The organism is Polaromonas sp. AER18D-145 (assembly GCF_002379095.1).
In the GTDB taxonomy this organism is placed as follows: domain Bacteria; phylum Pseudomonadota; class Gammaproteobacteria; order Burkholderiales; family Burkholderiaceae_C; genus Polaromonas.
In genome coordinates, this window is the sequence record NZ_NBZV01000003.1 from 148928 (window position 1) to 162867 (window position 13940).

General features: G+C 64.3%; 16 protein-coding genes. 5 read left to right on the forward strand and 11 right to left on the reverse strand.

Features of this window, described 5'->3' with window-relative positions:
* Positions 1-45: 45 nt before the first annotated feature.
* Both B7G52_RS03350 and B7G52_RS03355 read right to left on the reverse strand, forming a co-directional pair.
* Positions 46-486 (reverse strand): response regulator, encoded by a 441-nt coding sequence (locus B7G52_RS03350; protein WP_096667905.1) that lies wholly within the window; start codon positions 484-486, stop codon positions 46-48.
* A gap of 123 nt (positions 487-609) precedes the next feature.
* Positions 610-1584, reverse strand: a complete 975-nt coding sequence (locus B7G52_RS03355; RefSeq protein WP_096696235.1) for an NADPH:quinone oxidoreductase family protein — start codon at positions 1582-1584, stop codon at positions 610-612.
* A 108-nt stretch (positions 1585-1692) separates the two neighbouring features.
* On the opposite strand from B7G52_RS03355, the gene surE reads away from it, so the two are divergent.
* The 3 genes from surE to B7G52_RS03370 all read left to right on the forward strand — a co-directional run bounded on the left by surE (position 1693) and on the right by B7G52_RS03370 (position 4406).
* Complete coding sequence (surE, locus tag B7G52_RS03360) at positions 1693-2517, forward strand: 5'/3'-nucleotidase SurE (RefSeq protein WP_096696236.1); 825 nt, start codon at positions 1693-1695, stop codon at positions 2515-2517.
* Positions 2514-3386, forward strand: coding sequence for a protein-L-isoaspartate(D-aspartate) O-methyltransferase (locus B7G52_RS03365; RefSeq protein WP_096696237.1), 873 nt, complete (start codon positions 2514-2516; stop codon positions 3384-3386). Before surE ends, B7G52_RS03365 begins: the two co-directional genes overlap by 4 nt.
* Positions 3387-3503: 117 nt before the next feature.
* On the forward strand, positions 3504-4406 hold the full coding sequence (locus B7G52_RS03370; protein WP_096696275.1) for a peptidoglycan DD-metalloendopeptidase family protein: 903 nt from the start codon (positions 3504-3506) through the stop codon (positions 4404-4406).
* Between the two features lie 119 nt (positions 4407-4525).
* Here B7G52_RS03370 and B7G52_RS03375 read toward each other — a convergent pair whose 3' ends face one another.
* The gene (locus tag B7G52_RS03375) at positions 4526-4951 is read right to left on the reverse strand and encodes a VOC family protein (RefSeq protein WP_096696238.1); all 426 of its coding nucleotides are present in this window, start codon (positions 4949-4951) and stop codon (positions 4526-4528) included.
* A gap of 226 nt (positions 4952-5177) precedes the next feature.
* Between B7G52_RS03375 and rlmD the strand changes: the two genes are divergently transcribed.
* A complete protein-coding gene (gene rlmD, locus B7G52_RS03380; protein WP_096696239.1) occupies positions 5178-6689 on the forward strand; it encodes a 23S rRNA (uracil(1939)-C(5))-methyltransferase RlmD in 1512 nt (503 codons plus the stop codon).
* 66 nt (positions 6690-6755) lie between these two features.
* On the opposite strand, the gene nirK is transcribed toward rlmD, so the two are convergent.
* Together nirK and B7G52_RS03390 are read right to left on the reverse strand one after the other, a co-directional pair.
* Positions 6756-8246, reverse strand: a complete 1491-nt coding sequence (gene nirK / locus B7G52_RS03385; RefSeq protein ID WP_096696240.1) for a copper-containing nitrite reductase — start codon at positions 8244-8246, stop codon at positions 6756-6758.
* Positions 8247-8587: 341 nt separating this feature from the next.
* A complete protein-coding gene (locus B7G52_RS03390; RefSeq protein WP_096696241.1) occupies positions 8588-9277 on the reverse strand; it encodes a Bax inhibitor-1/YccA family protein in 690 nt (229 codons plus the stop codon).
* Between the two features lie 195 nt (positions 9278-9472).
* On the opposite strand from B7G52_RS03390, the gene B7G52_RS03395 reads away from it, so the two are divergent.
* Positions 9473-9880 (forward strand): heme-binding protein, encoded by a 408-nt coding sequence (locus B7G52_RS03395; protein WP_096667921.1) that lies wholly within the window; start codon positions 9473-9475, stop codon positions 9878-9880.
* Between the two features lie 233 nt (positions 9881-10113).
* Here the strand turns inward: B7G52_RS03395 and B7G52_RS03400 are convergent, their stop codons facing one another.
* The 6 genes from B7G52_RS03400 to B7G52_RS03425 form a co-directional block, all read right to left on the reverse strand.
* Complete coding sequence (locus tag B7G52_RS03400; RefSeq protein WP_096696242.1) at positions 10114-10338, reverse strand: hemin uptake protein HemP; 225 nt, start codon at positions 10336-10338, stop codon at positions 10114-10116.
* Positions 10339-10535: 197 nt separating this feature from the next.
* Positions 10536-10949, reverse strand: coding sequence for a biopolymer transporter ExbD (locus tag B7G52_RS03405; RefSeq protein WP_096696243.1), 414 nt, complete (start codon positions 10947-10949; stop codon positions 10536-10538).
* Between the two features lie 19 nt (positions 10950-10968).
* The gene (locus B7G52_RS03410) at positions 10969-11682 is read right to left on the reverse strand and encodes a MotA/TolQ/ExbB proton channel family protein (protein ID WP_096696244.1); all 714 of its coding nucleotides are present in this window, start codon (positions 11680-11682) and stop codon (positions 10969-10971) included.
* A gap of 3 nt (positions 11683-11685) precedes the next feature.
* Positions 11686-12345 carry an energy transducer TonB gene (locus tag B7G52_RS03415; RefSeq protein ID WP_240523305.1) on the reverse strand — a complete coding sequence of 220 codons (660 nt, stop codon included), beginning with the start codon at positions 12343-12345 and terminating at the stop codon, positions 11686-11688.
* A 441-nt stretch (positions 12346-12786) separates the two neighbouring features.
* On the reverse strand, positions 12787-13023 hold the full coding sequence (locus B7G52_RS03420) for a bacterioferritin-associated ferredoxin (protein WP_096696246.1): 237 nt from the start codon (positions 13021-13023) through the stop codon (positions 12787-12789).
* 135 nt (positions 13024-13158) lie between these two features.
* Positions 13159-13938, reverse strand: a complete 780-nt coding sequence (locus B7G52_RS03425) for an FTR1 family protein (RefSeq protein ID WP_096696247.1) — start codon at positions 13936-13938, stop codon at positions 13159-13161.
* Positions 13939-13940: the final 2 nt, after the last annotated feature.

Here is a 13940-nt window from a genome sequence, read left to right on the forward strand (position 1 = left end):
GCCCCTGCAAAGGGGCTTTTTCTTTGGGCGGTGCGCAAGCGTGGTTCAGGCGCTCAATGGCGCCAGACCGGACAGGCGCCAGTATTCCCGGACTTCCTCGAGCCTGGCTTCGAAATCACGAAAGTCGAGCGGCTTGCTGACGTAGCTGTTGAGTCCGCCTTTCAAGGCCAAAATCACGTCGGACTGCTCGCTCGCCGAGGTCAGCATGACCACTGGTACAAAAAAGGTGCGGGGATCCTCGCGCATGCACTGCAGCACCTGCAGGCCGTTCAGTTTGGGCAGGCCGAGGTCCAGCAGGACGAGTTCGGGTTGTTCATCGGGGTTGCGGTCGCTGTAGGGGCCCTGGCAGAACAGGTAGTCCAGGGCTTCCTGACCGTCGCGAGCCACCACGATGTGGTGGGACGCCCCGTTTTGCTCGAGGATGGTCAGGGTCAATTCAAGGTGGTCGGGATTGTCTTCCACCACCAGCAAGGTTGGTATGCCCATTCGCCTCCCCGATTGCTAATGAACTATCAATATACCCCCAAAGTACGCGGTGTCCGGGATGTGCTGCGTAACAGTTCCACGCCCGGGCGCCGGGGGACCCGAGGGGACCCCGGTTGGCCCTCCTCAGTTCACCATCACCAGTTTGCCCTTGACGCCGCGCGAGCCCATGTGGGCGTACGCTGCCTTGAGTTCGGCCATGGGCATGGTGCGGTCGATGACCGGCTTGATCTTGCCTTGCGCATACCACTGCGCCAGTTCGGCCAGGGCGGCCGCGCTGGCCTTGGGTTCGTTCTTGGCAAAGCCGCCCCAGAACACGCCGACGATGGATGCCCCCTTGAGCAGGGTCAGGTTCAGTGGCAGCGAGGGGATGGGGCCGGACGCAAAGCCCACCACCAGATAGCGGCCGCGCCAGGCGATGGAGCGAAAGGCCGGCTCGGCGAAATCACCGCCCACCGGGTCGTAAATCACGTCAGGGCCCTTGCCGTCGGTCAGGGTCTTGATGGCCTCGCGCAGGTTCTCGGTGCTGTAGTTGATGGTGGCATCGGCGCCTATGGATTTGCACAGTGCGCATTTTTCGTCGGTGGAGGCGGCCGCAATCACCTTGGCGCCCATGGCCTTGGCGATCTGGATGGCCGAGGTGCCGACGCCGCCGGCTGCGCCCAGCACCAGCACGGTTTCACCGGCCTTGAGCTGTGCGCGGTCCACCAGCGCGTGGTGCGAGGTCGCGTAAATCATGATGAAGGCCGCGGCATCGACATACGGAAAGCCGTCCGGCAGCGGCATGCACAGGGCCGCCGGTGCGATGGTGTGGGTGGCAAAACCGCCGGTGCCCGACAGGCAGGCGACGTTCTGGCCGACCTTCAGGTGTTTGACGCCTTCGCCAACGGCCTGCACGATGCCCGCGTATTCAGAGCCCGGCACAAAAGGCAGCGGCGGCTTCATCTGGTACTTGTTCTGGACAATCAGCAGGTCGGGGAAATTGAGGCTGGCGGCCTTGATCTCGATCAGTACTTCGCCGGCCTTGGGCTCGGGCGTGGGCAGTTCTTTCCAGGTCAGGGCGTCAACGCCGGTGGGGTTTTCACATAGCCAGGCATGCATGAGGGAGTCTCCGTTGGGGATCAGGTGAACACATCATAGGCAGGTTGCGGGGCCAAATAGACGCGGCATGGCCCCGGTTTGTCACCCTTGAGACCTTAAAATCGGATCATGAAAATCCTGATCTGCAACGACGACGGCTACCAGGCCTCCGGCATCATTGCCCTGTACGAGGCCCTGAAGGACATTGCCGACGTGGAGGTTGTTGCACCCGAGCAGAACAACAGCGCCAAATCGAACGCCCTGACCCTGCATTCGCCGATGTACGTGCAGACGGCGGCCAACGGTTTTCGCTACATCAACGGCACGCCGGCCGACTGTGTGCACATTGCGCTGACCGGGCTGCTCGGCTACCGGCCGGACCTGGTGGTCTCGGGCATCAACAACGGCGCCAACATGGGCGACGACACGATTTATTCGGGCACCGTGGGGGCCGCCATGGAGGGCTATCTGTTCGGCATTCCCTCGATTGCGTTTTCGCAGACCGAAAAGGGCTGGGCTCACATCGACGTGGCCGGGCGGCGTGCGCGCGACCTGGTGCAGCAGCTGATGCCTTCGCTCGAGAAGATTGCCGAAGGTGCGCAGCCGACGCTGGCGCCCTGGCTGCTCAATGTGAACATTCCCAACCTGCCGGACGCGCAGATCCAGGGCTTCAAGGTCTGCCGCCTGGGCCGGCGCCACGCGGCCGAGCGGGTCATCATGCAGACCAGTCCGCGCGGCGAAACCATGTACTGGATAGGCGGCGCCGGCGCGGCCAAGGAAGAGGGCGAGGGCACGGACTTTTTTGCCACCCGGCACGGCTTTGTCTCGATCACGCCGCTGCAGGTCGACCTGACGGACCATGAGCGGCTGCCCTACTGGGCGCAGACGGCCGCCCAGCTGAGCCAGGCCGTCCGCAGCGGGCCGGTGGCCGAGCCCGCCCAGGCCGCGGCATGACGTCCCCGCTGAAGCCGCCCTTCAATCCGTCCGCTCCGGCGGCCTCCGCGGCCGGGGCCACGCCGGCCCGGCGGCCGGGCTTTCCGGTTCGCCTCGAGCCCGATGCCGGCACGCCATCTGCTACCAAAAAGGTAGCTGGTCGCGTCCATCCGGAAAGGGATACAGGCATTTTTGACTCTAAAAAACCAGCCAAAACCGTACTGACGAGCGGTGTCGGCCTGGACTCCCGGGCGGTGCGTACGCGCATGGTCAGCAAGCTTGCGGCACAGGGCATCTCGGACGCCCAGGTGCTCGCCGCCATGGGCCATGTCGAGCGCCACCGTTTTGTCGACACGGCGCTGGTCAACCAGGCCTATGAAGACACCAGCCTGCCGATCGGGCTGGGCCAGACGATTTCCAAGCCCAATGTGGTGGCCCGCATGCTCGAGCTGCTGCGCCAAGGCGCGGGCAGCACCGAGGGCAAGCTGGGGCGTGTGCTGGAAATCGGCACCGGCTGCGGCTACCAGGCGGCCCTGCTGGGACAGCTCGCCACCGAGGTCTACAGCATCGAGCGCCTGCGCGGGCTGCACGACAAGGCGCGCGAGAACCTGCGGGCCTTTCGCCTGGCCAATGTGCATCTGCTGTTTGGTGACGGCATGGCCGGTTATGCCAAGGGCGCGCCTTACGCGGCCATCATTGCGGCGGCCGGCGGCGAGGCGATTCCGCCGGCCTGGGTCGAGCAGCTCGCGGTCGGCGGTCGCCTGGTGGCGCCCATGCATGTGGCCGGCGGTGCCCAGGCGCTGGTGGTGCTTGACAGGACGGCGAACGGTGTTACACAGACTGTTCTGGAGGCCGTGCACTTTGTACCTTTAAAATCGGGAACCAGTTGAGCAGGCATGAACCCAAGTACGTTCATGGTGTCTCCCAGCGTCACGAACGCAGAATTGACCAGCAGCTTTGCAAAAAAAAGGGTGAATCAAGCAATGAATGAACAAGCCGGATCGGCCATGACAGCGTCTCTTTACACCGCTCCTGAAAGCCAGCCCGGCGGGCAGCGTGCTGGCCGCCTGCTGACGACCTGTTTTCTGGCCGCCGTGGTCCTGCTGCTGTCCGCCTGCGGAACGCGCAGCCTGGGCCGCGCACCGGTCGAGGACCGCGGCGCCGGCATGGGGCGTGCGCCTGTGGTCGCGGTCGACCCTGCCAGCGCCAAGCCGCTGCCGGGTGCCGAAAACGCCGGCAAGCCCGGCTACTACACGGTCAAGCCGGGCGACACCCTGATCCGCATCGGGCTGGACACCGGCCAGAACTGGCGCGACATCGGGCGCTGGAGCAATCTTGAGAACCCCAACCTGATCGAAGTCGGCCAGGTGTTGCGCGTGACGCCGCCGGTCGAGAGTTCGGTGGCCGTGTCCCGGCCCGTGACGTCCAGCTCGGTCACGCCGACTGCCCCGGCACCTGCCAGCAGCGCCCCGGCCACCGCGAGCGCCAGCGCCGCCAAACCTGCGGCATCGGCGCCATCGGCTCCCGCATCGGGCGGCGACGACGATCTCGCCTGGATCTGGCCGGCGCAGGGTCCGGTGCTGGCAGGTTTTGACGAGGCCAAGAACAAGGGCATGGACATCGCGGGCAAAACCGGCGACCCGGTGATGGCGTCTGCCGATGGCCGCGTGGTGTATGCCGGCGCCGGCCTGCGGGGTTACGGCAACCTGATCATCCTCAAGCACAACAACACCTTCCTGACCGCCTACGCGCACAACCACACCCTGCTGGTCAAGGAAGACCAGTCGGTGCGCAAGGGCCAGAAGATTGCCGAAATGGGCGCCAGCGACACCGACCGCGTCAAGCTGCATTTTGAAATCCGCAAGCAGGGCAAACCGGTGGACCCGGCCAAGTTCCTGCCCGCCAAATAAACCGGCGCTTCGCTTCGAACCCAAAAGCCCTGCATGCAGGGCTTTTTTCATGGACTGATGGCGGCCCGTTGATGCATAAAATCGGCCTCCAGCCCTTATTCGGCGGGCGCAAGCTGCTATCAGCTTGGTAGCTGATCCTGGCCGCTGGGGATCTCGTCATATCCGCGGCCCGTGAACTGCAACAGATCAATGCCGTGGCCGAAAGGATCGGCCAGCCCGGCGATGCGACCCCAGACGCGGTCTGTCACCGGCTGCTCGAGCACGGCGCCGTGTTGCAGCAGCCGGCTGACGGCGGCGTCGATGTCGTCCACCACGAAGTCCAGGTGCACCGGTGTCCAGTGGCGGTCGTAGCTGCGTCTCGCGGTGCTGCCGGCAACAGGGTGTGTTCCAGGCGCATTGAGCAGCAGGTCCAGCGGGCTGCTGGCGCCCAGCAGTTCCACAAAGGCATTCTGAAACCGCCGGCCGCAGCGTAGGCCCAGCCCGCCCGTGTAAAACGCGATGGCGCGTTCCATGTCGTCCACGTCGATGCAGATGCGTATGTCCATGCTTCACTCCTTTGTCGGGTGTAGGGGTTCCGAAAATGGTAGCTTAGTACTGCAATCCGAAAATATCGAAACATGAAAGCGCGCCTTCGCACCCATGGAGGCGTTGCAATCCTTGCGAAGGCGTACAGCCTTCGCTGCGGCTTGCGCCTTGCCCTGGGCACGAAGCCATCACTTTCATTATGTTTCGCTACTTCCGGGCTGCAGTACAGGCCTGAGACAATGGGGGATGTCCAGAAGAAAACACCAGCAGCCGCAGCACCAGCCGGCCCCCGCGTTAACCGAGTACCCGCCCGATGTGCTCACCGTCGAATCGCTCGACATCGAGGCCCAGGGCATTGCGCACCGGGAGGACGGCAAGGTGGTGTTCATCGAAGGTGCCTTGCCCTTCGAGACCGTCAGCGCCAGCGTCTACCGCAAGAAACCGAGTTTCGAGAAAGCCACGCTGATGGCCGTGCTGCACGAGTCCTCGCAGCGCGTGCGCCCGCAGTGCCCGCACTTCGGCCTGCACACCGGCGCCTGCGGCGGCTGCAAGATGCAGCACCTGCAGGTGGGCGCCCAGGTGGCCGTCAAGCAGCGTGTGCTCGAAGACAACCTCTGGCACATCGGCAAGCTCAAGGCCGACATGGTGCTCAGGCCGATTGAAGGACCGGCGTGGAACTACCGCTACCGGGCCCGCCTGTCGGTGCGTTTTGTGCGCAAGAAGGGCGAGGTGCTGGTGGGTTTTCATGAGCGCAAGAGCGGTTATGTCGCCGACATGCGCGAGTGCCACGTGTTGCCCAAGCATGTCAGCGACCTGCTGCTGCCGCTGCGCGCGCTGATCGCCGGCATGGACGCCAAGGAAACCCTGCCGCAGATCGAGCTGGCCTGCGGCGACACGGTGACGGCCATGGTGCTGCGCCACATGGAGCCGCTGTCCGGCGGCGACCTGGCGAAACTGCGCGCCTTTGCGCTGGCCCATCCCGGCCTGCAATGGTGGCTGCAGCCCGGCGGGCTGGAGACGGTCAAGCTGCTCGACCCTTCGACAGGCTCAGGGCAGGCTGACCCAATGCAGCTGGCCTACGGCCTGCCCGACTACGGCATCACCATGCCCTTCAAGCCGACCGACTTCACCCAGGTCAACCCGCACATCAACCAGGTGCTGGTGTCGCGCGCGCTGCGCCTGCTCGGCGTGCAGGCGCACGAGCGTGTGATCGACTGGTTTTGCGGGCTCGGCAATTTCACCTTGCCGCTGGCCACCCAGGCGCGCGAGGTGCTGGGCATCGAGGGCAGCGAGGTGCTGGTCGCCCGCTCGCGCGAAAACTATGCGTCAAACAAGGCCTCAGCCCGGACGGGGCGGGCGCTGGCAGCTACCAAATTTGTAGCGCGCAACCTTTTCGAGATCAGCCCCGGCATGCTGGTCAGAGACGGCGCCGCTGACAAGTGGCTGGTCGATCCGCCGCGCGAAGGCGCGTTCGAGCTGTTCAAGGCGCTGGCCGCGCTGCATCAGCAAACCGTGACCGGTGTGCCTTGCGACGATGCTGGCGGGCAGCAAAACCTGCAGATCGGCGACTGGACGCCACCGCAGCGCATCGTGTATGTCAGCTGCAACCCGGCGACGCTGGCGCGTGATGCGGGCGTGCTGGTCAATGACGCGGGTTACCGCTGCACCGCCGCCGGTGTGGTCAACATGTTCCCGCACACCGCGCATGTGGAATCGATGGCCGTGTTTGAGCGGCTTCCGGTCGGCGCCGTCCCATGAGGACGTAAAAAAGGCTGTCCGCCATGACAGCGGACAGCCCCGAACAAGCCGTTGACCGGCGTGGACTTAGTGCGTGGCACCGACCTTGCCGGGCGAGTGTGCCTTGTAGATGCCCGCGTCTGCGGCACCCGTGACTTCCAGCATGCCGACCAGCCCCTTGCCGGCCCGCGACAGGGCGTGGTCCACCAGCAGGTAGCTGCCCGGGTAGTCCACCTTGAACTCGACGATGGTGGCGCCGCCGGGGGCGACCAGCGTGGTCTGCACATCGCGTTTGGGCGAACTGATCGACCCTTCGCTGTAGACCTTGTCGAAGATCTCGCCGATCACGTGGAAGGACGAGATCTTGTTCGGGCCGCCGACACCGAAGAAGATGCGCACGGTTTCGCCGACTTGGGCGGTGAGCTTGTGCTCCTTGGTCAGCGAGCCCACCGCGCCGTTGAAGACGTAATAGTCAGGCAGCTCGGCCGCCATCTTGTCCAGGTCGAAATCCTGGTGCGTCCTGGCACCGTGCGGCCGTGTGGTGTACATGTCGCCCTGCATCACGTAGTACTCGCGGTCCACCTTGGACAGGCCGCCTTCGGGCTCGACCAGGATCATGCCGTACATGCCGGCCGAGATGTGCTGCGGCACCAGCGGCGTGGCGCAGTGGTACACATACAGCCCGGCGTTCAGCGCCTTGAAGGTGATGGTTTTTTCCTGGCCGGGGCCGACCTGGGTGTGTTCGCCGCCGCCATGGCCACCGGTCACCGCATGCAGGTCGATGGAATGGATCATCTTGCTGTCGCGGGCATTGGCCAGGGTCAGCTCGATGGTGTCGCCGATGCGGGCGCGCAGCATGGGGCCGGGCACCTTGCGGTCGAAGGTCCAGTACGTGAAGCTGGTGCCGTCGTCAAGCTTGCCGGCCAGTTCCACGGTTTCCATGCGGTACTTCAGGTGCTGGGGCGCGCGGGCACCAATCGGGGCGGGCACGGCCGCCGGGTCCATCGCCACACTCACGGCGGCCGCGTCGGCGGGCCGCACGGCGGGTGCGGTGTACAGATCGGCACCGGGGACGCCGGTGGTCTTCGCGGTGGCCTTTGGTGTCGCCCCGGCGATGCTGGTGCCGGCGACCTCGAACACGCCTTCCATGCCGATCTGGCGGTGGCCGGCGATGGTGCAGTAGTAGGTAAATTTGCCCGCCTGCGTGACGGTGAAACGCACGGTCGTGGGGCCGCTGGCGGCGTCGAATTTCTGCGACTGAACCTTCAGGTCGGGAATGGCGATGTCGTGCTGCGCACCTTCGCCGCTTTTGAGGCGGATTTCAACCGTGTCACCCACATTGGCGCGCAGCACCGGGTTGACCTGGCCGCGGTCGTCGATGAACACCATCTTGCCGTTGACGATGCCGGTTTCGAGCGTGTACTTCTTGACGGCGCCCTTGGCCTGCTCAGTTGCCGGCGCGCGCGATGCGCCGCTCTGGGTGGCTGCGGGCGGCGCCGCAGCCGCGCCCAGACTGGCAAGTGCCATGGCGGCCGCGAGGGCCAGCAGCGAAAAATTCCTTGAATGAGGGGTACGCATACAAACAACCTTCTTTCTTCTTTGAAAGCATCCGGATCTCTGTTGCCCGGGTGCTTGCATCCAGTGTAGTAAGAAGATGTATTTGTTGTGCATCTTTATAGGGGTTAACGCTAGCTCTGTTGATCCAGCGCAAATTGGCCTGGTGGCTGGGTTTCAATCAAATCTGACCTCGTCCCTTTGTGTGCAAGGGAAGGCTGCTATTGAATAGATAGCTATTGGCGGCGCCCCGGTTGGTGTGTTGTCGGGCTTGACGCCGGGTCGCCATCGGTTGCAGAGCTTCCCCGGCGAGGGGTGCCCATGAAAAAAGGGCCCGAAGGCCCTTTTTCTGAACGGGAACAAGCTCAGTCGCGCTCGCCACCGGCGATGCCCAGCAGGGCCAGCAGGGCCTGGAACACATTGAACAGGTCCAGGTACAGGGCCAGCGTGGCGCTGATGTAGTTGGTTTCACCACCGTCGAGGATCTGCTTGAGGTCATACAGCATGTAGGCGCTGAAGATGCCGATCACGGCGACCGAGATCGCCATCATGCCGGCGGTGGAGCCGACAAACACGTTGATGATGGAACCCACCATCACGACCAGGGCGCCGACAAACAGCCATTTGCCCATGCCGGAGATGTCGCGCTTGATGACGCTGGCCAGGGTGGCCATGACAAAAAACACGCCGGCGGTGCCGCCCATGGCGGTCATGATCAGTTCGCTGCCATTCCTGAAGCCGAGAATCATGCCGATCATGCGCGACAGCATCAGGCCCATGAAGAAAGTGAAGGCCAGCAACACCGGCACGCCGGCGGCAGAGTTCTTGGTCTTTTCAATAGCGTAAATGAAGCCGAAGGCGCCGCCGAGGAACACGATCAGGCCCAGCCCGCCGCTGAGGGAGGCAGTGATGCCCGTGGCCACGCCCACCCAGGCGCCCAGCACCGTGGGCAGCAGGCTCAGCGCCAGCAGCCAGTAAGTGTTGCGCAAGACCCGGTTGCGTTGCTCGGCAGAGCCAACGTAGCCATGGTCCAAGGTTTGAACATTGTCATTCATCCGGTCTTCTCCATTAGAGGCCTGCATATGCGGGCAAGGTTATTTTAGGGGACGGTGGCGGTTTTCAAGGAGTAACCCTGCGCACTGCCTACTTTTTGTCAGGGTTCTCCAAGTTTCCAAGTACGCAATAGGACCCGCTGCGGCCCGCAAAGTTGCGTATGCTTGATGTTTTGCCCAAACAAACCCTGGAACACCATGAAATCAAAAACAGTGCTGGAATTTTCCGATGTGCAGGCGATCGCCGCTGCCGCTGCCGCAGAAGCGACGAAAAACAGCTGGGCGGTGACGATTGCCATCGTTGACGACGGCGGCCACCTGCTGCACCTGCAGCGGCTGGACGGCGCCGCGCCCATCTCTGCCCACATTGCACCGGCCAAGGCCCATACCGCGGCCATGGGCCGGCGCGAGAGCAAGATTTACGAAGACATGATCAACGGCGGGCGCTTTTCTTTCCTGAGCGCGCCGGAGCTCAAGGGCCTGCTCGAGGGCGGCGTGCCCATCCTGAAGGACGGCCAGTGCCTGGGCGCGGTCGGCGTCAGCGGCGTGAAGTCCAGCGAAGATGCGCAGATCGCGCGTGCCGGCATGGCCGCCATCGGTCTGTAACGGTTGTTTGCCGGGGGTGTTTGCTATTTAATTGATAGCTGACCGCGCTGGCGGGAAAAGGGCCGGGGCCTGATTTCAATGATAAAAGCCGACCCTCGGGTCGGCTTTTTGCATGGCGTGTGGAGAAAAAAAGCCTGGCTAATGCAACTGCCCGAAAGGCAGCTGGCTGGCTGGCAAAAACGACCTGTGAGACCGTTGCCGGCCCCGGATCGTCCCACGATGAAATTTGTCGGCTACTTGGTCAGGATCAGCTTGCCCAGGCGCGTCGCCTGCAGGCGGTAGGTCGAGCCGTTGTGCATGATGTCCACGGCCTTCTGGCCGCGCAGCAACTGGTTGCTGTCCACGGCAGAGCCTGTGGCGCTGTAGCTGGGCGCGGCGGCCGGGGTGGCGGTTCCCGCCTGATCGTTGCGGCGAGATGGCAGGCTCAGGGTGGCGGAGGCAGGTTGTGCAGGGGACATGATGGTTGACCTTGGTGGACCTGATGAGTTGTCGTTATCGTAATGATAACTATTCTCAATTGAAAGTCAAGCGCCGGTCCCGATTTTTTCCTGAAAAAATGCGTCGGCGTGGGTGCCGGTCACCACGGGCCGCGCAGAAAAAAACCTGGCGCCGTCAAGCGCCAGGTGGTCATGCGGAAGGGCGCAAGCGCTGGCCGTCAGGGCTTGACGGGTTCGGTGATGAAGCCGATCTTGCGCAGCCCGGCCTGCTGCGCCGCGGCCATGGCCTGGGCCACCCGTTCGTAGCGAACCGCCTTGTCGCCGCGGATGTGCAGTTCGGGCTGCGGCTCCTTCGCGGCCGCCGCCTGGAAACTGGGCGCCAGCGCCGCATCCTCGACCCTGGCCTCGTTGAGGTAGTAGGCGCCGTCGGCGTCCACCGTGAGCCGCACCGTCTCGGGCTTGACGTTTTGCGCCTCGTTGGTGGCGCGCGGCAGATCGATGTTGACCGCGTGTTTCATCACCGGCACGGTGATGATGAAGATGATCAGGAGCACCAGCATCACGTCAACCAGCGGCGTCATGTTGATCTCGTTCATCACCTCGTCGGTGTCGTCCTGGGTTCCGAAGGCCATGCTGCGTGCTCCTTCTGCGTCAGGCTTTTTTCATGGTCACGACATTGGCAGCGCCGCCGCTGCTGACCCGTGCGCCGGTCACGAAGTAGGCGTGCAGGTCGTGGGCAAAACGGTTGAGCTTGTGCAGCACCCCCTTGTTGCCGCGCACCAGCGCGTTGTAGCCGAGCACCGCCGGAATGGCGACCGCCAGGCCCAGCGCCGTCATGATCAGCGACTCGCCGATCGGGCCGGCCACCTTGTCGATGGTCGCCTGGCCGGCCGTGCCTATGGCCAGCAGCGCGTGGTAAATGCCCCAGACCGTGCCGAACAGGCCGATGAAGGGCGCGGTGGAACCGACCGACGCCAGGATGGCCAGGCCCGACTGCAGGCGCGAGGTGAACTCGTCGATGGTGTTGCGCAGGCTGCGCGTGACCCAGTCGCTGACGTCCAGCGTGTCGTGCAGGTGCGCCCTGGTGTTGCGGTGGTGGGCGGTGGCCTCGCGGCCTTCGATGGCCAGCTGGCGGAAGGGGTTGGCCGGGTCGCTGCCCAGCCGGGCCAGGCCGGCGGCGAAGTCTTCGCTGTGCCAGAAGTCTTCCGCGCTGCGGGCAATCTTCTTGTACTTCAGCACGTCCAGGGTCTTGGTGAGGATGACGATCCAGGACACCAGCGACATGCCGATCAGCAGCAGGGCCACCGCCCGGGTGACGAAGTCGCCTTGCGCCCAGACGTTCATCAGGCCAAATTGTGAATTCATGAGTTACTCCAGAACAAAATTAATCGGGGCTTTGAGCAGGAACTGGGTGTCTTCGTTGACGCCCGCCCGCCGGAAAGGGGTGACCTGCGAGGCCATCACGGCATCGCGTGCCGCACGGTCCAGGCGCTCGAAGCCGCTGGACTTGAAGACTTCGGCACGTTTGGCGTGGCCGGAGCTGCTGTAGTAAACGGCAATGATGACCACGCCGGATTCGCCGCTGCGCTTGCTCAGGGCCGGGTAGACCGGACGCGGCGGCCGGATGTATTCGGTTTCGCCCTGGGTGATTTCCACCAGGCGCGCCGGGGCCGGCGGTGCGGGGGGCGCAGGTGCGGGCGCCACCGGCGCCAGCACCGCGGGTGCCGGCGGCTGGGGTTCAACCACGCCGGTGGGCGCCTGGGGCGCCGGCACGGGGTCCCGCACGGCCACGGGCATGGGTGGCGGCGGCAGCTTGGCCGTTTTCGGCGCGGGTTTGGGGGGCGGCGGTGGCGGTGGCGGTGCCACCTTGGGCGGCTCGATTTCGATGATACGCGTCAGCAGTTCGGCCGGCACCACTTGTTCCACGGCCCGGCGCAGCAGGCCGTTTTGCAACGCCCACAGTGCCGCCACGTGGAAGATGACCACGCTGGCGGCAATAACGATGTTGCGGCTGATCGGCAATCGCACGGGGCTTGTTGGAAGTGCAGGGGTGTTGGAGCCCGAAATGGCGGGAGCGTTCATCGGAAGTCTAGTGGATGCGAAGGGGAACGCGTGTGCGGGAACGAAGGACGCGCTAGCGGCGGAAAATCCACCAGAGCGGGCTGATCACCAGGATCAGGCTGCCGGCGAGGCTTGCAAAGAGGGTGAGAGAGGATTCCATGGGCGGCCTTCCGTTGGGTGGTGGTTGGGATGCCTCTCCCCACTGCCGCCATGCGCGTTCGGGTCCACAACGGGACGATTTGCTCGCCAACACGCCGCGTCGTGTGCCCGAAGGCACACGCAAGGGGTTTGGTGAGGAAAGCGCCCGTTTTGGTCCGAACCCGAAGGGGCGTGGTTTTGCGGGCAATCCACTTCGTTGCAAAATCAGGCAAGGCGCCCAGCCTTGCCTTGGCTTTTGCGCCTCGCGGCTCATCCCGCAAAAGCCACGCCGCGCACGGCGGGAGCGGGGAAAGGCATCCCCGGCTTGATGTGGGCCGTGGGACAGGCGGCGCTGCATTGCGCCACCACGTCCCGGGCACACCCTTCACACTGGCCGCACTGTGTGGCGACGCCGAGTTCGAACTGGATCTCGTCAAAGCCCAGGCCCGCGCGGGCGTGACGGGCAATTTCGCGGTCGGAGATTCGGCGGCAGACACAGACGATCATGGGATTGGCTTGCTGGTGGTTAAGTCGATGTCTGAAGTATAAATGCGAATCGATCGCATTTGCAATAACCTTGGTGCAAACAGGTTACTTTTCTGGCGGTTTTCTGTCCGCCAGGTGCGTGAGCTGCACCTGCCTTCAGCTCCTGACGGCAGTGTTGCCAGCGCTGCGGCTGTCCTGCCAGTGCGCCAGCGCCAGCCAGACCGTGGGCACCAGAACCAGCGCCAGCGAAACCAGTTGCGCAGTTGTGCCTTCGGCCAGGTCCTCGGTGGCGGCATGCCACCAGGCATTGTCGATGCCGGGGACCAGCGCAGACTCGGTGAATTCGTGCAACGCGTAGATGACCAGCTGCAAGGCGAACACCATCATGAACCAGGCCGTGACGCGGAAAAACCGGCCCAGGTCCACCGCCTTGCCGTAACGCACCCAGGCCCCTGCAATCGCCGCGGCCAGAGCGAGGCCGGTCAGTCCGCCCCAGACCATGTAACCCAGCTCGGCGCTGGAGGCCAGCGAGGCCAGCATGGTGGCGGTTTCCACGCCTTCGCGTCCGACCATGAACAGCGTGAAGCCAAACACCGCCAGCCAGGCCCGGGAGCCGTCGAGCAGGGTGGCGCGGTCAAGTCGCGCGTTGATTTCCCGGCCCAAGGTCTTGCCGGCTTTCATCATGTGCACCACACACCAGAGCACCGTCGCTGCGGCGAGCAGGGCCATGACACCCTCGGCCGTGGGGGACATGGCGCCGATGCGCGACAGCGTATAGCCCAGCAGCAGTGACAACAAGACGGCCACGGCCAGGCCGCTGCGAATCGCTCCCAGCAAATGGAGCCGGCCGGTGCGGCGCAAATACAGCGTGGCAATGGCCACCACGAGCAGGGCTTCGAGGCCCTCACGAAAAGCGATCAGCAGGGTTTGAAACATGG